At 41.8% G+C, this 20852-nt stretch carries 16 protein-coding genes, 1 rRNA gene and 1 riboswitch; of the genes, 6 read left to right on the forward strand and 11 right to left on the reverse strand.

Translation table 11 applies throughout. The features are described 5' to 3' along the window. The 3 genes from AABS66_RS14310 to btuB form a co-directional block, all read right to left on the reverse strand. A 16S ribosomal RNA gene (locus AABS66_RS14310) occupies window positions 1-76 on the reverse strand; the annotation flags it as partial. Window positions 77-605: 529 nt separating this feature from the next. Further along, window positions 606-1469, reverse strand: a complete 864-nt coding sequence (gene murI / locus AABS66_RS14315; RefSeq protein ID WP_272574414.1) for a glutamate racemase — start codon at window positions 1467-1469, stop codon at window positions 606-608. Then, window positions 1414-3303 (reverse strand): TonB-dependent vitamin B12 receptor BtuB, encoded by a 1890-nt coding sequence (gene btuB, locus AABS66_RS14320; protein WP_206085992.1) that lies wholly within the window; start codon window positions 3301-3303, stop codon window positions 1414-1416. The genes murI and btuB overlap by 56 nt, the downstream gene beginning before the upstream one ends. Before the next feature lie 74 nt (window positions 3304-3377). Then, a riboswitch (cobalamin riboswitch) is annotated at window positions 3378-3659 on the reverse strand. Between the two features lie 110 nt (window positions 3660-3769). Here btuB and trmA point away from each other — a divergent pair. Beyond that, window positions 3770-4867 carry a tRNA (uridine(54)-C5)-methyltransferase TrmA gene (gene trmA / locus AABS66_RS14325; RefSeq protein WP_272574412.1) on the forward strand — a complete coding sequence of 366 codons (1098 nt, stop codon included), beginning with the start codon at window positions 3770-3772 and terminating at the stop codon, window positions 4865-4867. Between the two features lie 71 nt (window positions 4868-4938). On the opposite strand, the gene AABS66_RS14330 is transcribed toward trmA, so the two are convergent. Continuing rightward, window positions 4939-5334, reverse strand: a complete 396-nt coding sequence (locus AABS66_RS14330) for a YijD family membrane protein (protein ID WP_206085990.1) — start codon at window positions 5332-5334, stop codon at window positions 4939-4941. A 12-nt stretch (window positions 5335-5346) separates the two neighbouring features. Further along, window positions 5347-6003 (reverse strand): HTH-type transcriptional repressor FabR, encoded by a 657-nt coding sequence (gene fabR, locus AABS66_RS14335; RefSeq protein ID WP_206085989.1) that lies wholly within the window; start codon window positions 6001-6003, stop codon window positions 5347-5349. Between the two features lie 422 nt (window positions 6004-6425). On the opposite strand from fabR, the gene sthA reads away from it, so the two are divergent. Then, complete coding sequence (gene sthA, locus AABS66_RS14340) at window positions 6426-7823, forward strand: Si-specific NAD(P)(+) transhydrogenase (RefSeq protein ID WP_206085988.1); 1398 nt, start codon at window positions 6426-6428, stop codon at window positions 7821-7823. A 76-nt stretch (window positions 7824-7899) separates the two neighbouring features. Here the strand turns inward: sthA and oxyR are convergent, their stop codons facing one another. Next, complete coding sequence (gene oxyR / locus AABS66_RS14345; RefSeq protein WP_047756880.1) at window positions 7900-8805, reverse strand: DNA-binding transcriptional regulator OxyR; 906 nt, start codon at window positions 8803-8805, stop codon at window positions 7900-7902. 1304 nt (window positions 8806-10109) lie between these two features. Here oxyR and AABS66_RS14350 point away from each other — a divergent pair. Then, window positions 10110-10463: a hypothetical protein gene (locus AABS66_RS14350; protein WP_430225065.1), complete on the forward strand. Its 354-nt coding sequence runs from the start codon at window positions 10110-10112 to the stop codon at window positions 10461-10463. A 64-nt stretch (window positions 10464-10527) separates the two neighbouring features. Here the strand turns inward: AABS66_RS14350 and argH are convergent, their stop codons facing one another. The 4 genes from argH to argC form a co-directional block, all read right to left on the reverse strand. After that, complete coding sequence (gene argH / locus AABS66_RS14355; RefSeq protein ID WP_206085986.1) at window positions 10528-11904, reverse strand: argininosuccinate lyase; 1377 nt, start codon at window positions 11902-11904, stop codon at window positions 10528-10530. A gap of 78 nt (window positions 11905-11982) precedes the next feature. Further along, window positions 11983-13203 carry an argininosuccinate synthase gene (locus tag AABS66_RS14360; RefSeq protein WP_430225066.1) on the reverse strand — a complete coding sequence of 407 codons (1221 nt, stop codon included), beginning with the start codon at window positions 13201-13203 and terminating at the stop codon, window positions 11983-11985. 44 nt (window positions 13204-13247) lie between these two features. After that, on the reverse strand, window positions 13248-14024 hold the full coding sequence (gene argB, locus AABS66_RS14365) for an acetylglutamate kinase (RefSeq protein ID WP_430225067.1): 777 nt from the start codon (window positions 14022-14024) through the stop codon (window positions 13248-13250). A gap of 12 nt (window positions 14025-14036) precedes the next feature. After that, the gene (gene argC, locus AABS66_RS14370) at window positions 14037-15041 is read right to left on the reverse strand and encodes an N-acetyl-gamma-glutamyl-phosphate reductase (protein WP_206085983.1); all 1005 of its coding nucleotides are present in this window, start codon (window positions 15039-15041) and stop codon (window positions 14037-14039) included. Window positions 15042-15143: 102 nt separating this feature from the next. Between argC and argE the strand changes: the two genes are divergently transcribed. The 3 genes from argE (at window position 15144) to AABS66_RS14385 (ending at window position 17912) form a co-directional block, all read left to right on the forward strand. Continuing rightward, window positions 15144-16298, forward strand: a complete 1155-nt coding sequence (argE, locus tag AABS66_RS14375; protein ID WP_206085982.1) for an acetylornithine deacetylase — start codon at window positions 15144-15146, stop codon at window positions 16296-16298. Window positions 16299-16694: 396 nt separating this feature from the next. After that, the gene (gene metF / locus AABS66_RS14380; protein ID WP_206085981.1) at window positions 16695-17579 is read left to right on the forward strand and encodes a methylenetetrahydrofolate reductase; all 885 of its coding nucleotides are present in this window, start codon (window positions 16695-16697) and stop codon (window positions 17577-17579) included. A gap of 96 nt (window positions 17580-17675) precedes the next feature. After that, entirely contained in the window at window positions 17676-17912 is a 237-nt protein-coding gene (locus AABS66_RS14385) for a hypothetical protein (RefSeq protein WP_371007863.1), read from the forward strand. Between the two features lie 181 nt (window positions 17913-18093). On the opposite strand, the gene ppc is transcribed toward AABS66_RS14385, so the two are convergent. Continuing rightward, window positions 18094-20733, reverse strand: a complete 2640-nt coding sequence (gene ppc, locus AABS66_RS14390) for a phosphoenolpyruvate carboxylase (protein WP_430225068.1) — start codon at window positions 20731-20733, stop codon at window positions 18094-18096. Between the last annotated feature and the right edge of the window lie 119 nt (window positions 20734-20852).

A 20852-nucleotide genomic window follows, 5' to 3' on the forward strand; every position in this document is an offset into this window, starting at 1 on the left:
CCTGTTACCGCTCGACTTGCATGTGTTAGGCCTGCCGCCAGCGTTCAATCTGAGCCATGATCAAACTCTTCAATTAAAAGTAGCTTGATGCTCAAAGAATGTCTTACTGACCGTAACGTTCTTTTGTTCGGCTAACTTTGTCGGCTTCGCATCGCTTCCCCTTGCCGTACCTAAGTACTGTCTCGGGTTATCTCTGCTTGCCTTCGCGTTACCCTTCCAAAATAAGCGTTACTACCTTATTTCATATATATGAATTAACGTGTTAGTCACTCTTCAAGACTTAAAATCAAATATTTTTTTGATAGTGTCCTGTGAGTGCCCACACAGATTGTCTGATAAATTGTTAAAGAGCGTTGCAGCATTTCGTCGTGAAATTTGACCTTTTGGGTCGTTGCTGCGAGGTGACGTATATTACGTTTTTCTTTTAGAAAGTCAAGTGTTTATTTTCAACTTTTTCTTTCTTCACCTCTGTTATCACTGGGTTTCCCCTTTTCGCCGAATCGGTTTGTCGTGACAACGGATGCGCATTATAGGGAGTCAGAAAAATCTGGCAACCCCTTTTTTGCATTTTTTTTTCGTTCGCTCAGCTTTTCAGCAAATTTAAGTTAAAGCGCTAGTTTTTCCAGCGAAATAAACCCTTCAGTTTCAAGTACAGGCCTTAAATCTTGCACAGCATCATTCATTAAGAGGCAATAAGCGAAGTCTTCTTCGTTAGAATCATGAATTTCTGCCTGATTGTTTATCAGCCAAACGGCTCTTCTAGCGATAGCAGAACCTGAATCTATAAACCTTGTTCCATCTGGTAAGACTTTTTCGAGTTCTTCTATTAATAGAGGGAAATGGGTACAGCCTAAAATAACCGTGTCTGGCGGTTCAGGCATTCTGATCCACGACCTTACCGTTTGAGCCACTTCATCTAACGGTAAAGTTTCCCCATGTAACTTTCTTTCTGCCAATTGGACTAATTCAGCAGAGCCCAGCGAAACCACTTTGCAGTCCGTAGCGAAACGGTCAATTAATTCTTTCGTGTACTCGCGATTCACAGTGCCTTTCGTGGCTAATAAACCGACCACGCCATTACGCGTGAGTTTAGTAGCAGGCTTGATTGCAGGAACCACACCGACTACAGGGAAAGTAAAGTGCGCTCTTAGATTAGGCAAACTGACTGTACTTGCAGTATTACATGCAATGATCGCAATTGTTAAAGGATGCTTTGCTGCTATTGCATTAACAATTTGATAGACCCTATCAATAATAAACTCTTCACTTTTTTCACCATACGGAAAAGCTTCGTTATCGAATGCATATATATAGTGCGCATTCGGAATCAGTTTTTTAACTTCGCGATAGACAGATAACCCGCCCACTCCTGAGTCAAACACAAGAATGGTCGGGCGAACAGATAAGGTGTTATCAGAAGTTGTAGCTTCCGGTAAGGAAATATTCTCTTCCAGCGGTGCGATAACCATACGCGGTCTCATAGTCTTTATCGAACATATTAGCTATTTTACCACGAATTGTGAGATGTGAAGTGATTGGATATGCAGCTGTGAGATCCCAAAGGCTAACGCCGCCTACTTTTGTGCGTTGCCCATTCCCCATTTTGTCATACCGAGAGCCTATATACTGGTAAGTGACCCCCATATCAACGTCATAAATATCCCAATCAAGTTGATATTTGACTTGTTGCTTAGCCCTTCTCAGTAAAACCTCATTTGTTTCTTTATCTCTAGGATCGATATATTGATAAGTAACTTGATGATGGAAAATTCCCGTATCTAGTTCACCAACCCATTCAAGTCCTTTAATTTCAGCCTTTCCAATATTTTCATAACTAGCGATTGGATAACCATTGTCATATGAAATCAAGTTATTAATATCATTATGATATGTGTTTAACTGCCAAAATAATGGGCCAGTTTTACCTTCAACACCGATTTCCCATTGCTTGCTCTCTTCTGGTTTTAAATTTGGATTACCAATAGTAGACCAGCTAGGAGAAACCACATGTGCATACAATTGGCTCAGATTTGGTGCTTTATAGGCTGTTGCATATGAACCAACCAGTTTATAGCCTTCGTAGAATTCCCAGCTTAATCCTGATTGCCAAGTTGTATGCCAATTAAATTCTGAATGGTGATCTGAACGAACCGCAGCTTCAGCTACAACAGAGTTGACTAGTGCGTATTGACCCGTTAAATAAACTCCAGTGTTATTTAACGTTTGTTTCTCGCTGATCATTGTATAGCTACTTGGTTCAACACTCTGACGTTGATAGTCAATACCAGCACTGATATTACCTTTCTCTAGATGGTAGCTGTTGCCCCATTGGAGATTATATTGCTTCGATTCATCTAAATTCGAAAATTTCCCATACTGCCCATATTTTGGATCATAGTTATAATCTTTTGTTGTACCGTAGCTGCCCATCAGTATGGTTGAATATTTATCATTATGATATTTCAAGCCTGTTTCATAGGTGCGGCTATATAATTTTCGAGTATCAACTTGAGAGTTTGTATGTTTATCATAATAAGCTTCATAATCAGTTCTATTGTCATACCCATATGCTCTCGCATAAGCGGTGATATCTGATGAAAACTGATGTTCAACACCTAACCATAATGCCTTACTCAAAAAACCATCTTTGTCTGGCTGCTTCCTATCACCACTAAACCCTTTCGCCTCTATATCAAACCCCTTTGTATACGTATAAGCGCCCGCCGCGGTTACTGTGGTATTTTCACCAATTTTTTGCTGGGTCGAGCCGTTATAGTTTTGATAGCCATGCGAACCAATACCCGCATTTAATGTTGTTCCATCGTTATCACTGCGAGTAATAATATTCACTACGCCACCAATAGCATCAGAACCATAAACAGCGGAACGCGCACCACGGATATATTCGATACGTTGAACTAATGAGATTGGAATTTGGCTCATATCTGATGAACCCGAAATACCTGCTTGATTTAAACGGACACCATCAATTAGCACTAGAACATGGCGAGACTCTGTTCCCCTAATAAAAAGGGAACTTTGCTGCCCCATTCCCCCATTTTGCGCAATATCCACTCCTGGTAAACGCCTTAACACATCAATCACGGTATTTGACTGCCAATGATCAATATCTTCACGAGTGACCACTGTCACGGGCGCTAATATAGAAGAAATTGGTTGTTCGAAACGATTGGCTGATACGACAACTTCGTCAGCTTTATTATTTGCACTTGCCAGAGAAGAAACACCGCATAACACTGCCACAGCAGCGGCCGATAACGGCAGCAACTTGTTATTATTCATTATGATTACACTCGGAAAATCAATTAAATTAAAATTCCGCGAAGTTGAATAAAAGGTTCGCGCTGATATTCAACAAAGCGATAAGACGTGTGGCAGGTATCGGACTCATAAGTTCCAAAGCGTTATTTCTATAATAAAAGCAACAGAAAAATGCTTGTATATATCCTAAATAATTCAAGTTACATGTAGGCGGCAAGCGAAGATATCCCTAGGCGCATACTGAAGTATGTGACTAGGGTAGCTGAGCGATGCTAACACCCATGTAGCTTGAAGAATAACGGGGATACCTTAATTACCGTTGCGCGTCAGTCTTGGATTTCAACCAAATTCCCTCAACCACACACTGTTATCGTAAGTTGAATAGTTATGAGTGTCTACGGATCGATAATGAAAACTGGACATCTTCGCCGCATTCCCTACAATTTCGCCCCTGATATGAATTTTTTACTGTTTTATGGGGCCAAGTATGCCAAACACGTTGCACACCAAAGACTACGAACTGCAACTCGCAGAGAAAACTGACCGTTTAAAGGCTATGATGGCCCCGTTTAACGCACCTGAACCTGAAATTTTTTCATCTCCAACCTCGCATTACCGGATGCGGGCAGAGTTCAGAGTTTGGCATGATAATGATGATTTGTTTCATATCATGTTTGATAAAGAGACCAAAGAACGTATCCGTGTTGACCAATTCCCAGTGGCGAGTCAATTAATTAATGACATGATGGCTGCATTGCTACCATTAATTAAACAGAATGAATTACTACGCCATAAGTTATTCCAAATCGACTATTTGTCGACACTGAGCAACAAACTGATCGTTTCACTGCTTTACCATAAAAAATTAGGTGATGAATGGACCGCTGAGGCGAAAAGTTTAAAAGCCACATTGGTGGAAAAAGGCTTTGACCTGCAGTTAATCGGCCGCGCCTCAAAAACTAAAATCATGCTTGATAATGATTATGTAGATGAAGTGCTACCTGTAAATGGTAAGGATATGGTTTATCGCCAAGTTGAAAATAGCTTCACGCAGCCGAATGCACAGGTCAATATTAAAATGCTGGAATGGGCAATTGCCGCGACGCAAAATTCAACGGGTGACTTATTAGAATTGTATTGCGGAAATGGAAACTTTTCCTTGGCATTAGCACAAAACTTTGAACGTGTTTTAGCCACTGAAATTGCTAAACCTTCCGTTGCTGCAGCGCAATATAATATAGAAGCAAACAACATTAATAATGTGCAAATTATCCGAATGTCTGCTGAAGATTTTACCCAAGCAATGCAAGGGGCACGTGAATTTAGACGTTTGGAAGGTATTACACTAACGGATTACCAATGTAATACGATTTTTGTTGACCCACCACGTAGTGGTTTAGATGATAAAACCGTAGAACTTGTCCAGGGGTACGACCATATTTTGTATATTTCCTGTAACCCAGAAACCCTTTGCGATAATTTAGTTGAGCTGACAAAAACGCATAAAATTGAGAAGCTAGCCTTGTTCGACCAATTCCCTTATACCCATCATATGGAAAGTGGTGTTTTATTAACGCGTCGCTAATTTTTAAATATATTCATAATCCATATAAGAACGCCGCAATATCCTGCGGCGTTTTAGTCTAAATACGTTTTTTAAACTTCGTTTTCAGTTTCTTGTTCAAGTGCTAGCTCAGCTTTTTCTTTCTTACGCGCTTTCCAGCTTGCATACATCCATAACGCTAGAATCACGATAAACGTCGCTGGAATAAAGTTAGAACCAATTTCAGGGTTCTGAACGCGTAAAATCGCGGCATAACCAAAGATCCCAATGAAAAAGCTGCCTGCAACAAATTTAGGGAGTCCGATTGGCATCGCTTGGTGTAAGTAGCGTTGGTGTAAACAATACGCAGCCAATACTAAGGTCAAAATTGGAAAAAATGAAAAGTCGACTAGCGAGTTGAACAACGTTGAAAAGGTTCCATGGGTTGCAAGTCCGATAACAAAGGCGAGCAATAGTGTACTTCTTTCATAACTTTTTTGATCCGTCATTGATTCTCCTTATTATTTAGTAAGGTCTGGGTCAGTTTGATTTTGTTTTTCCTGTTCACGGCGGTACCAATAGTAGGCGCCTTTAGCAATCATTCTTAACTGTAATACCAGCCGTTCTTCAAGATGTCTGCGTTTTTCTTCGTCAATATCAAGCGCTTCTGCGCCTGCACTAAAGACTATCGTTACCATCGCTTCAGCCTGCATCTCAGTAAAATGGCGAGGCATGCGACTTTCAAGTTCAAGGTAATCAGCTAATTCCGCAATAAAATGTTGAATTTCCCTTGCAACGGCAGCACGAAATTCAGCTGATGTGCCTGAACGCTCACGCAATAATAACCTAAAGGCATTGGGGTTATTACCAATAAACTCCATAAAAGTTGAGACTGATGTGCGGATCACACTCCCACCTTTTGCGATACGCTGCCTCGCTTGTCGCATCAGTTGACGTAACATCAAGCCACTTTCATCGACCATTGTTAGGCCGAGTTCATCAACGTCTTTGAAATGACGATAAAATGACGTTGGTGCAATGCCTGCTTCTCGAGCAACTTCACGTAAACTTAAGCTCGTAAAACTCCGTTCAGCGCTTAATTGGCTAAATGCGGCTTCGACGAGTGAACGCCGAGTTTTTTCTTTTTGTTTTGCTCTAACGCCAATAGTGTTACTCACGGTGATCCTAATTTCTATGTCATTAAATATTAATGAACGCATTATTGAAGGTTAATAATAAGCAAGAGTTCACCTTCTAGCATACCTGAAATTTCTTAATCTGGTTTAGAGAAAAATCGACTCTTACTGCAAATTAGCAATTTTCAGAATTTCGCATATTACCGACACCGCTTTCTTATATAGAGAAATGTTCTCACTTCCTTCTACCCTACCTGAACCCTAAAAAATAGATTCACCAAAAATGCACTTTATTTTTTGCTTTTCCCGGATGTGCTTTCTTCTCGAATTTCAGATTGAAGTAAATCAGTGAAAGAGATTCACGACGTTTTAATTAGAAAGACAAAGGGAACGGGAAATTAGGCGAAATAACCAACTAATGATAACATCTTGTTGTCATTTTGTTTTAGAGCAGGTCTTACCTCATGCAACTTACCCATTTTGATGCAATAGTTATTGGTTCTGGTCCTGGTGGCGAAGGCGCCGCGATGGGGCTGGTAAAACAAGGAAAAAACGTTGCTGTTATAGAACGTTATAATAATGTCGGCGGAGGCTGTACCCACTGGGGAACCATTCCCTCTAAAGCCCTCCGTCATGCTGTTAGTCGTATTATCGAATTCAATCAAAACCCCCTTTATAGCGATAACTCCCGTAGCTTAAGCTCCTCTTTCTCTGAAATTCTGCAACATGCGGAAACGGTCATTAGCCAACAAACTCGCATGCGCCAAGGGTTTTATGAGCGAAACGGTTGCCAGATGTTTTCGGGTGAAGCCACGTTTATTGATGATCAACATGTTAGTGTACGTTACGCCGATGGTAGCTGTGATGTTTTAAGTGCCGATAAGATAGTAATAGCAACGGGTTCACGCCCTTATTGCCCTTCGGATGTCGATTTCAACCATTCGCGAATTTATAACAGCGATACAATCCTCAACCTTACCCATGAACCTCGCCATGTCATTATTTATGGTGCAGGTGTTATTGGTTGTGAATACGCCTCAATCTTTCGCGGATTAGGTGTGAAAGTAGACTTAATCAATACGCGAGATCATTTATTAGCCTTCCTCGACCAAGAAATGTCTGATGCATTGTCTTACCATTTTTGGAATAGTGGCGTTGTCATTCGCCATAATGAAGAATATGAAAAAATCGAAGGTGTCGATGATGGTGTTATTGTTCACTTGAAATCTGGCAAGAAAGTGAAAGCTGACTGCCTATTATATGCCAACGGAAGAACGGGTAATACAGATGGCTTAGGCCTTGCAAATGTTGGCATTGACGCGGATGGCCGTGGTCTTGTTAAGGTGAATAAAGCTTACCGCACAACGAATGAACATATCTATGCTGTCGGTGATGTGATTGGTTACCCAAGTCTCGCTTCTGCGGCTTATGACCAAGGCCGAATTGCAGCACGTGCAATCGGTGGTAGTCTTGGTGATGCGCATTTAGTGGAAGATATTCCAACGGGCATTTATACCATTCCTGAAATAAGCTCAGTGGGTAAAACCGAACAAGAACTTACTGCAATGAAAGTGCCTTATGAAGTCGGCCGTGCACAATTCAAACATTTAGCACGTGCGCAAATTGCGGGAATGAATGTCGGTAGTTTGAAAATCTTATTTCATCGTGAAACATTGCAAATATTAGGTATTCACTGTTTCGGCGAAAGAGCGGCTGAAATTATACATATCGGCCAAGCGATTATGGAACAAAAAGGTGAAGGCAATACTATCGAATATTTTGTGAATACGACGTTCAATTACCCAACGATGGCAGAGGCTTTTCGCGTTGCGGCATTAAATGGTTTAAATCGACTATTTTAATTGCCTGTCTTGATGGTTGCCTCTTTTTGGCAACCATCATATCAATCTACTAAACGTTTATTTTAGCGCTTTATTCCTAAACTCTGTTTTTATAATAATTATCCATTGAGTTATAAATAGTTTCAGCTAATTGTTCATAGCGACCACGTAAAGGTGAACCTGGGCGATATACCAGAACAATTGTCCGCTTAGGTTCAGGCTCAATACAATTTAAGTAACACACGCCATCACGACACGCTTCATTTGGCACCGCCAAATCAGGTAAAAGTGTAATGCCACTTCCCGCTGCAACCATATTTCTTAATGTCTCTAAACTGGTTGCCCTAAAATGCGTATCTTCTTTTGCACCTGCTTGAAAACAAAAACCCATTGCTTGGTCACGTAAGCAATGCCCATCTTCTAACATTAATAATTTTTCACCTGACAGCTCCCCCATTTCAATGGTGTCACGGTCATGCCATGGATGGCTTTCATAAATAGCCAGTTTCATTGGTTCTTCAAATAAAGGCACAACAATAAATGGCGCTGTTTCTTTCACATCAGCCAAAATTGCACAATCTAATTTGCCGCTATCTAATTGAGCTAATAGTTGCTGAGTTTGTGCTTCATGTAAGTAAATTTCTAACTTAGGATGAGCTTGGTGTAATTGTGGGATGATATGAGGTAATAAGTAAGGTGCGACCGTTGGTATTAGGCCTATATGCAGTGGGCCAGACATGCTTTCCCCTTGCAGAGCAGCCATTTCTTGCAACACTTTTATTTCTCGCAAAATAGTTCGAGCCTGTTCAACAAGTAATAAACCTTGCTGGGTAAAAAGAACTTTACGGCTCGTTCTTTCTAATAACATGACGCCGAGCTCTTCTTCTAATTTACGAATTTGACCGCTTAATGTTGGTTGGCTGACATGACAAGAATCCGCGGCGCGTCTAAAGTGTTTATGTTCGGCGAGTGCAACGAGGTACTCTAAATCTCGAATATTCATATTTCTTTTCCTTTCGTGAATTCTTTGTCAAACCAAAGATAGATAATACCAATCACTATATCGATATTGTTCTGTTTTATCTATTAATAAATTAATAAATATCGCCATACTTCACTTTTCATACAATTTCATGCAATAAAATGAAATAATTTGCAATATTTAGAAATAAAATTGTATCCCATGTTTTTGATTGGTGATATTGATGACAACTCAAAAATAATTAAATTTATTAACCATACAGTTTTCGAGATAAAGACCCAAATAGATGTAATATTCGTGTTTTTATAATATGTAACTCGTATCTTTTATTCTTAAAGCGTACAAAACAATTAAATTATTTTTGTCGAAAAAAAGCAACCATTGGCTTACTAGAAGTATTTATTAGATGGACACGCTAATATGAAGACTGAGTATATCGATATTAATAAACTGGCATATACAACTAAAGCCTCAATACTTTCAAATCACCTTGGAAGTTATGAATTCGAATGGCTGCGAAGTGATCATAAAGAAGGGCTCGTTAAAATTAGATATCAATAAACTAAAAAGAGTGTTTCGAAAGGGCTCTAATAAAGAGCCCTTCAGACTGCTGACAAACCGATTAGGTTTGACTGCAGGTTGGATAGGTTTTGAAAATAAATTAGGAAAATCAATTTATTGATTTTCGGCTGATAACACAAAACAGGAAAAACCACGTTTTTATCCTGCTTTGTCAACAACCTCAAGGGCTCTAATAAAGAGCCCTTTCTCAGATTGAGGGTCACCATAAACCTTATTGTTTTATTTAGTATCCCTCTAAACGTTAATAAATTACCTAGATAAAGTTATATTTATTTTCATGGTTGAAATATTTTGTTATATTTTCTTTCACTCACCGTTAAACTTTGTAAGATTTTATATAAAAATAAATGTAAAATCACGATTCCTTTCTGTTAAATCCCCACAAAAAGTTATTACACGCTTATAACCCTACTCCGTTCGCTAGAAGATCAAACCAACCAAAAGCACACCAAGAAAGCATAAAACCATAAAATTATGCAAAAATAGCAATTAATTAGAATTTTACACCACTTAAAATCCAAAGAACAATTTAATAAACTAATGTAATCACGTTAGTTATCTTTATATTTTTAAACATTTCATTTTTTTGATTTACACATTTCTGGCATTTTTTTAATTATAATTCCTTCCCTCAAAACATCAGGGAATATTAATCACGAATTATTATTTTAATCTATATAAGACATCTTCAATTTAAACATACAGCAAGTTGATTCACTAAAAATCAATGACGGAATACTATTATGAAAAATTCACTATTAATATTAAAAAAATCATGTATTTGCTCATTAACCAGCTTATTTCTTGTAGCCGCTTTTACATCAATGAATGTGAATGCCAGCAATGATGAACACACCGGTATTATTCAATTTTCGGGTGCCATTGTATTTCCATCATGCATCAATGAAATCAATGAAAAAAATATCAAAATGAAATGTTTGAATAGCCAATCGGATATGGTTACTAATAAAATAGACTTAAATGATGTAACAAATATCCAAGGGTGGAAAGTCATCAATGATGGTAGGGGTGAGTATTCATATAATTGGGTAAATGAGGATAAACAGATGGGGATGCTGACGATTAAATATATTTAATCAGAAACACGTTATGGGAATAGGGGTAGTCATACTACCCCCCATTTTAATATTCAACTCGCTATCACAGCCCCAATCGACTCTTCGCTTCCACTATCGCTTTCGCCACTTGTTTCTGAGATACCCCACCTTTTGCAAGCCGTTTATCTAAACATGATTGCAGCGAGAGAACCTCATATACATCTAATTGAATTGTTTCACTGAATTTCTGCAGATCGCTTAACGCCATTTCCTCTAACGCTTTACCTTGTGCTATTGCAGTCACCACCGCTTCACCCACAATATGGTGTGCTTCACGGAATGGAACACCTTTCGCCACTAGATAATCCGCCAGCTCCGTTGCATTTGCATAACCTTGTTTTGCTGCCTCTTCACAACGCGGACGACGAATTTGAATACCATCAAGAACCAGCGCAGCCATGTGTATGCAATCTAACCAAGTATCTAATGCATCAAACAGGCCTTCTTTGTCTTCTTGCATATCTTTGTTATATGCAAGGGGCAATCCTTTGAGTGTCATCATCATGCCAGTAAGAGCGCCTTGGACACGACCACATTTTCCACGGATCAATTCCAGTGCATCAGGGTTTTTCTTTTGTGGCATTAATGAAGAACCTGACGTTACTTTGTCAGATAACTCAACAAAACCCGCCTCCCCACTATTAAAGAAAATTAAATCCTCAGCGAAACGAGATAAATGCACCATACCAATGCTGGCATCAGATAGCAGTTCGAGAACGTGGTCTCTATCAGAAACGGTATCAAGGCTGTTACGCGTTGCTGATGAAAAACCTAACCAAGAAGCCAACTGCTCACGGTCAATATCGTACGCTGTGCCCGCTAATGCCCCGCAACCTAATGGACTAACATCCAAACGTTTTAAGGTATCTTTTAAGCGGCTTTCATCACGCGCTAACATTTCACCATAGGCTAAACACCAATGAGCAAATGTCACTGGTTGCGCTCGTTGTAAATGGGTATAGCCTGGCATCACGGCATCTTGATTATTTTCTGCAGTGATCACTAACGCTTTCTGTAGCTCAGTGACTGCTTCAAGTAATAATGCGACTTGGTCTTTACACCACAGTTTTAAATCTGTCGCCACTTGGTCATTACGGCTACGTCCTGTATGCAGCTTTTTACCCAAATCACCAACTTTATCAATCAGCTTACCTTCAACCCAACTGTGAATATCTTCCGCATCGCTTTGCAAAATAATGTCAGGGTTATCTTGAACTTCTTTTAATAATGTATTTAACGCTTGTTCTAAAGATTGCTGTTCGCTCTCTGTCAACACCCCGACGGTGACCAATGATTTTGACCATGCGACTGAACCGATAATATCTTGTTGCGCCAAGCGATAATCGAAACGCAATGAATCATTAAATTGTTTAAACCGCTGATCTGCCTGCTGACTAAAACGTCCACCCCAAAGTGCCATAACGGATCCCTACCTGATTGATAAAATAAGTTTTTAACACCCGACAGCTGTGTAACTGCCGGGTTACTGCGATTAGCTTTATTTTGATTTGTTTTGTTCTTTCAGCGCACGAATACGTGAGGACAGGGAATAAAGACGGATAAACCCACCAGCGTGGCTGTGGTCGTAAACTTCATCTTCACCAAATGTCGCAAATTCTTCAGAGTACAAACTCTTATCCGCTTTTTTCTGAATCGCTGTTACTTGGCCTTTATACAGTTTCAGTACCACTTCACCCGTGACGTCTTGTGCTAAGGACTCTGCCGCTGCTTGTAATGAATGACGTAATGGCGCGAACCAACGGCCATCATAGACCACATACGACATTTCTAAACCTAGCTGCTCACGCCATTTGTAGCTGTCACGGTCTAATACTAATTGCTCAATCCCACGCAGCGCAGCCATCATAATGGTGCCTCCTGGGGTTTCATAGCAACCACGAGATTTCATACCGACTAAACGGTTTTCAACGATGTCGATACGGCCAACACCGTGTTTCGCACCCAGCGTGTTCAGTGCTTCTAAACACCCTAGAGGAGACAATGCCTTACCGTTAACAGAAACCACTTCGCCTTGTTTCACACCAACAGTCACCAGTTCCGCTTCATCTGGCGCATCTTGCGGATCAACAGTCCATACCCAGCAATCTTGGTTGGCTGCATTCCATGTGCTTTCTAATACGCCACCTTCAGTGGAAATATGCCATGCGTTTTCATCACGGCTATAGATTTTTTCAAGACTCGCTGTTGTCGGGATGTTACGCTCTTTCAGGTAATCGAGCAGCGCTTCACGAGAACGCAAATCCCACTCACGCCATGGTGCAACCACTTGCAGTTGCGGCGCTAACGCCGTATAGGTGCTTTCGAAACGCACTTGGTCGTTTCCTTTACCCGTTGCACCGTGAGCAACGGCATCCGCACCCACTTTTAATGCGATTTCAACTTGTGCTTTCGCAATAATTGGGCGAGCCATTGATGTGCCTAATAAATAGCTACCTTCATATAACGCACCCGTTTTTAATACTGGATAGATATATTCTTTGATGAACTCTTCACGTAAATCAACGACATAGCATTCTGATGCGCCTGATTGCAGTGCTTTTTTCTCAACACCAACGAGATCTTCCCTGTCTTGTCCCACATCGGCAACGAATGCAACCACTTCACAACCGTCATAGTTTTCTTTCAACCATGGAATAATTGCCGAGGTATCTAAACCACCAGAGTATGCTAATACAATCTTTTTAATGCCCTTTTTCATAACGTACCTATCCGCTCAATTAATTTTTTATGTGTATGGCTCGATTACGATGCCAAGATCCGAGTTCCGATTGCTGTACCATTAAACAGCTCAGGAAGTTGTTCTGCGTGACGCCAACTTGCAATATCGACGGAGCGTTGTAGTGCGTTAGCTGCGTCTAATGCAGCATTCACCTTAACAATCATTCCATCTGTAATAATTCCTTGGTCGATGAGTTTCTGCGCTTTTTGCGTGGTCATCTCATCAATTTTTTGGCCTTTACCATCTAAAATGCCACTGACATCCGACAATAAAACCAGATCGGCATTGAGTGCTTGGGCTACAGCGGTTGCGGCTTGGTCTGCATTCACATTCATCAGCTCACCTTGTGCAGTGATCCCAATAGAACTGATGATTGGCAAATAACCCGCACTAAGCAGCAATTTTAATAGTTTGGCGTCACCTGGTTTTGCATTCCCAACATGACCCAGTTCGTCATTTAACTGTGTGACAACCGCACTTTGTCCGTCACCGAGTGATACCCCCACCGCGGGCAACTGGTGTTTGATGCTCCATGCCAGTAAGGTTTTATTTGCCGTACCCGCTAAAGCCCCCGTAATAATGTCAATTTGATCCGCGGGTGTGACACGCAGTCCTTGCTTTTTCACCACAGGAAGTTGCAGTTTCTGCATTAATTCATCAACTAGACAGCCTCCACCATGGACAATTACCAGCTCACGCTTATGCGTTTGGCGGTAAGTTTGAATGGCAGTAAAAAGTTTTTCTAACGCTTCGGTACTATCGAGTAACACACCGCCCAATTTAATCACTAAGGGTTGCATGGGTTGTCCTTATTAAAGTAATGACTGAGTTTCATTGAAACCAAAACGAATATTCATGCACTGTACAGCCTGTGCAGCGGCACCTTTTAGTAGGTTATCTTCTGTACCGACTAAAATCAGGTGTTCCCCTTTCAATACATAACCGATATCACAAAACGGTGTGCCGACCACCGATTTCAATGCAGGAACGCCTTTATCATATAAACGCACCAATGGTTTGTTTTGATATGCTTCTTTAAACGTTTCGCCAATTTTCTCTGCCGTAACACCTGCTTTCACCTTGCATGTAATAGTGGCAAGGATCCCCCTTGAGAAGTTGCCCAGATGCGGCGTGAAAATCACTTCTTGCCCTAAATGTGTGGAGATTTCAGGTTGATGGCGATGAGTGAAAATACCGTATGGCTGCAAGCTCACTTCACAGAAGCTATTTGTCATTGAGGCCTTACGCCCTGCCCCTGACACACCACTGGTTGCATTGATAACAGGCCACATGTTGTTGTCTAATAATTTTGCGTCAATTAACGGCTTTAACGCGAGCTGTGAAACGGTTGGGTAACAGCCTGGCACTGCAACTAATTGAGCTTGACGAATTTTATCGGCTTGCCATTCTGCCAAACCGTAAACTGCTTGCATTAACCATTCGGTATTTGTATGTTCAAAGCCATAGTATTGCGTGTAGAACGCAGGATCTTGAACGCGGTAAGCACCCGACAAATCGAATACCACACAGCCTGCCTCAAGGAATTGCGGAGCGATATCGTGGCTTACTTCGTGCGCCGTGGCGAGGAAAACAACATCAATACCTTTTGCCGCCTCAGCCACATCAGTTAATGGCTGTACAGGAAGGTCAATAATGCCTTTATACTGAGGATATAAATCAGAAAAACATTTATTTGCATCGGCACTTTGCTTCGATACCATCAACCCTTGAAGGTTAATTTCAGGATGACGTTGCAAATAAGCGGCTAATTCTGCTCCAGTATAGCCACTAGCCCCGATAATGAGTGTGTTCAACATGTGCTTTCTACCTTGTACTCGTGACTCAAACAGTTTAATGTGTATTTTTATTCAAATAAAGTGCATGAATATTGATACTATTATGGATTAAGGCTGTCAACAGTGAATATTAAATTACCTGCATTTATTGAGATTTATCGTCAATTAATTGCCACTCCATCGATTAGTGCAACTGATTCTCATTTGGATCAAAGCAATAAAGCCCTTGTGGAACTCCTTGGTGGATGGTTAGAGACGCTGGGGTTTTCGGTCAATATTCAGCCCGTACCGGAAACACGTGATAAATATAACCTGCTGGCTTCCATTGGAGAGGGTAATGGCGGCCTGATGCTATGTGGGCATACCGATACTGTGCCTTTTGATGATGGACGTTGGAGTAAAAACCCTTTCGAGCTTACTGAACATGATGGTAAGCTTTACGGTCTTGGTACTGCTGATATGAAAGGCTTTTTTGCTTTTATTGTCGATGCATTGCGCGATATGGATCTTGCCAAACTCAAGCGCCCTCTGCATATCCTTGCGACTGCCGATGAAGAAACCTCGATGGCAGGAGCCCGTTACTTTGCAGCGAATACAGCACTGCGCCCTGATTTTGCCATTATCGGTGAGCCAACCTCATTACAACCGATACGTGCACATAAAGGCCATTTATCTAACGCTATCCGCATTACGGGGCAATCGGGACATTCAAGTGACCCTGAGCGTGGTGTGAATGCCATTGAGCTAATGCATGAGTCGATTTCTCATTTAATGACGCTGCGTAACACATTGAAAGAGCGTTTTAATAACCCAGCTTTCGTGATCCCTTATCCCACCATGAACTTTGGTCATATTCATGGCGGTGATGCGGCGAACCGTATTTGTGGTTGCTGTGAATTACATATGGATATTCGCCCATTACCAGGGCTGACATTGCAAGATTTGGATGAGCTATTGAATGATGCCCTCGAACCTGTGCGGGCAAGATGGCCAGGTCGTTTGGCGATTGAGTCAATGCACCCACCGATCCCAGGTTATGAATGCCCGACAGACCACAAAATGGTCGCCGTGATTGAGCAGTTACTGGGTCAAAAAGCGGATACCGTGAACTACTGTACCGAAGCGCCATTTATTCAAGAACTTTGCCCTACTTTAGTCCTCGGCCCAGGTTCTATTGAACAAGCTCATCAACCCGATGAATTTATCGATATGCGCTTTATCGAACCTACTCGCCAATTAATTAGCCAAATGATTGAGCATTTCTGTTTCACCGAATAAATCTAACTAGCCACTCATATAAACGCGACGCTGAAAAGGGTCGCGTCAAACTGCTGACAAACCGATTAGGTTTGACTGCAGGTTGGATTGGTTTTGAAAATAAACGAGAAAAATCAATTCATTGATTTTTGGCTGATAACACAAAGCAGGAAAAACCACGCTTTTATCCTGCTTTGTCAACAACCTCACGCGACGCTGAAAAGAGTCGCGTTTTTTTATCATGAATTTTTTTCCTGTTCTGACTGAAAAAACATCAGCGACATAATTTAATTTAAGTATTGACTATTGATACCGATCTGGTAATTTCTATTTAGACGTCTAAACGTATAGATGCATACATGGATATAATAATTTACAAAGATAATAGTTAGTCTGCTAATTGCGAGGTTACAGGGTATGAGTTTTTTTCACGCGAATCAGCGCGAGGCGCTAAATCAAAATTTAGCTGAATTAGATGGCCAAATTAATGTTTCATTCGAATTTTTCCCACCTCGCAGTGAAGAGATGGAGCAGACGCTTTGGAAATCCATCGATCGGCTCAAAAACCTGAAACCTAAATTTGTCTCTGTTACCTATGGTGCTAACTCAGGCGAACGGGACAGAACCCATAGCATCATTAAAGATATCAAAGACAAAACTGGCTTAGTAGCTGCACCACACTTAACCTGTATTGACGCAAGTAAAGATGAATTAAAATCTATCGCTCGTGACTATTGGAATAATGGTATTCGCCATATCGTTGCCTTACGAGGTGATTTTCCCGATAGCAGCCATAAACCTGATATGTATGCGACAGATTTGGTTGAGTTATTAAAAGGCGAGGCCGATTTTGATATTTCAGTCGCGGCTTACCCTGAAGTTCACCCTGAAGCCAAAAGCGCACAAGCTGACTTAATTAACCTGAAAAAGAAAATTGATGCAGGGGCTAATCGCGCTATCACCCAATTTTTCTTTGATGTCGAAAGCTATTTACGTTTTCGTGACCGCTGCGTAGCAACGGGTATTGATGTGGAAATAGTGCCAGGAATTTTGCCTGTGTCCAATTTCCGCCAATTAGAGCGTTTTGCCAAACTGACCAACGTGCGCATCCCTGCGTGGATGAGCAGAATGTATGAAGGGTTAGATGATGACCCAGAAAGCCGCAACCTTGTTGGGGCATCCATCGCGATGGACATGGTGAAGATCCTCAGCCGCGAAGGCGTGAAAGATTTTCATTTTTACACACTGAACCGTTCTGAGCTCACCTATGCCATCTGCCATACTTTAGGGGTTAGGCCTTAATCCCTCATTGTCGTGATGCGTTTTTGATAATACATCACGGCATTGCTTGCTTTATGAAAGCGTTCTAATTCCACTTAGTTATACTCATTGAACATGATGAGCGAAGCTCAATCACTCAGCGAGTATTTATCCTTAAAAAGTACCGTACCTTACTACGATATGCCACCTTGGAAAGAGGGCGTTGCTGAAGGCTTAATCAAGCACGCAAAAAAATACGGTACTGAAGATGCCATGACGTCTAAAATCAGTGGCTACACACTTGATGGCGATATTAGGGCTTCCTATTTAAATGCAGCCCAGTATATTCCACCAACCCCAAACCAATTAAATTAGCTAAAGAAGAAGCAACTAATAAGAAGATTGCTAGTTTAAAATCCAACGATAAAATCCATGAATTCATTACACCAAAAAATGAATGGGAAAAATGGGATCAATGGAAAGCAAATCAATAAAAAGTAAAAAGGTTACCTTAATAGGTAACCTTTCAATTCTCAGCTAAATCGGTAACTCGCTACTAACCTGTATTACGCATCCCTGCCGCAACACCAGCAATAGTCACCATCAGTGCTTGTTCAACACGTGGATCTGGGTGTTCTTGTTGGCGAGAACGGTGCAGCAATTCTGCCTGCAACACGTTAAGTGGATCGGTATATACGTTACGCAGGGCGATAGACTCGGCAATCCACGGTAAATCCGCCATAAGTGCTTCGTCTTTCGATACCGCCAGCACACTCTTAATATCATCCGATAACTGGTCACGCAGTTTTTGCCCCAATGGCCACAAACGCTCTTCCACTAAACGGTGATCATAGTATTCCGCCAGCCACAGGTCAGCTTTGGCATACACCATCTCTAACATCGCAATTCGCGTATTAAAGAACGGCCATTGCTGCCACATTTCATCAAGCACAGATTGCTTGCCCTCTTGCTCAATTACATGTTTCAGTGCCGCCCCAGCACCTAACCATGCAGGGAGCATTAAGCGGTTTTGCGTCCAGGCAAAAATCCATGGAATTGCACGCAAGGTTTCTACACCACCCGTCGGGCGACGTTTTGCTGGACGTGAGCCTAATGGTAATTTACCCAGTTCTTGCTCGGGGGTTGCAGCACGGAAATAAGGGACAAAGTCTGGCTGCTCACGCACATAGTCTCGGTACATAGTACAAGAAACGTCAGACAGCGAATCCATGACAGATTTCCACTCATTTTTTGGCTCTGGTGGTGGTAATAAATTCGCTTCTAAAATCGCACTTGCATACAACGCAAGGCTGCTAATGGTGACTTGTGGTAGACCGAATTTAAAGCGGATCATTTCCCCTTGTTCAGTCACGCGTAAGCCACCCTTTAAACTTCCTGGTGGTTGAGACAGTAATGCAGAATGTGCTGGTGCACCGCCGCGACCGATGGTACCACCACGGCCATGGAATAACGTCAGCGTAACACCTTCTTTTTCACACAGTTTAATTAACGCATCTTGCGCACGATATTGCGCCCATGATGCGGCCATCACACCCGCATCTTTCGCGGAGTCTGAGTAACCAATCATCACCATTTGGCGGTCATCGATAAGCTCACGATACCAGTCAATGCTTAACAGTTTTGTCATGACGCTTTGTGCGTTATTTAAGTCCTCAAGGGTTTCAAATAACGGAGCAACAGGCAGTCGAATAGAAGCACCCGCCTCTTTGAGCAATAATTTGACTGCTAAAACATCTGAAGGGACTTTTGCCATTGAAATCACGTAGGCTGCGATGGAATCATTCTTCGCTTTCGCAATCACGCGACACGTCTCAAACACTTCTTGGGTTTCAGCACTTGGTTGCCAATCTTGCGGGATCAATGGACGGAGGGACTGCAATTCTGTTAATAAAAATTGCTGCTTTTCTTCCTCAGACCACTGTGCATAATCGCCTAATCCCAAATACTGAGTAAGTTCTGCAATCGCATCGGTATGACGTGTGCTTTCTTGGCGCACATCGATACGCACCAGTTGTAAACCAAAGCTGCGAATACGGCGTAAGGTATCTAACAACTGACCATTGGCAATAATTTTCATATTGCAGGCAATCAATGATTGATAACAGGCGTATAGCGGGTCCCATAATTGGGCGTTATCCGTTAACAGATCTGCAGGTGGCAGAACTTGTTCGCCTTTCACACGACGTTCTAAATATTCTAACGTAGAGAATAATTGACTACGCAGGTTTTTTGCGATCTGACGATAAGGTTCGTCAACATCGTCTCCCCCTGCTAACGCACGCAGCTCAGGTGTGGCTTCCGTCATGGATAACTCAGAGACTAGAACCTGAATATCTTTGAGGAATAAATCTGCCGCTTTCCAACGGCTTAATAGCAAGACGTGGCGAGTGACATCTGCTGTTACGTTTGGGTTACCATCCCGGTCGCCACCCATCCATGATGTAAAACGGATTGGGTTAGCTTCGACAGGAAGAACAGCCCCAATAGACTCTTCCAGTTGCTCGTTAAACTCGCGTAAAAACGCAGGAACCCCTTCCCACAACGAATTTTCTACAACCGCAAATCCCCATTTTGCTTCATCAATTGGCGTTGGGCGAATTTTACGGATTTCGTCCGTATGCCAGGATTGAGCCACTAATTGGCGCAGACGGCGCATGATGTTATTACGTTCATAGTCGGCAATATCATCGTGATCGAGTTGTGATAAGCAATTATTTACCTCGACCAATTTGTGGATCAGAGTACGACGCGCAATCTCAGTTGGGTGCGCGGTTAACACCAGCTCAATGGATAACTGCTCCACCGCTTTTTGGATATCGTTATCGGTAAAACTTTTGTCTTTTAAGCGGCTGAATAATTTTTTCAGTGCCACTGGGTTGCTTGCCGCTTCCCCGTGTGGAGAAATACTGTGGTACTGCTCAGCCACGTTAGTCAGGTTTAAAAATTGGTTAAATGCCCTTGCAACGGGAAGCAATTCATCATTCGAAAGGTTTTGTAATGTCATCAACAATTTTTGGCGTTGAACTTCATTACCTGCACGGGAGGATTTGGAAAGCTTACGAATGGATTCAACTTTATCAAGTATGTCCTCGCCTAGTGCTTCCTTGATGGTATCGCCGAGTAGCTTACCCAGCATACTGACATTACTGCGCATTGCGGAATATTGCTGATTCATGAGACTCCTGACCTTGTGCTTCTGGCAGAATGCATCCCCGCACTAAGCACGGTTAACAGACTGCGACCTGTTTCCTGTAACAAAATTTCAGTCGGCTGCGTTAGAGTTGTCGTTTTGTG

The sequence above is a fragment of the Providencia sp. SP181 genome (assembly GCF_050446505.1).
In the GTDB taxonomy this organism is placed as follows: domain Bacteria; phylum Pseudomonadota; class Gammaproteobacteria; order Enterobacterales; family Enterobacteriaceae; genus Providencia; species Providencia vermicola.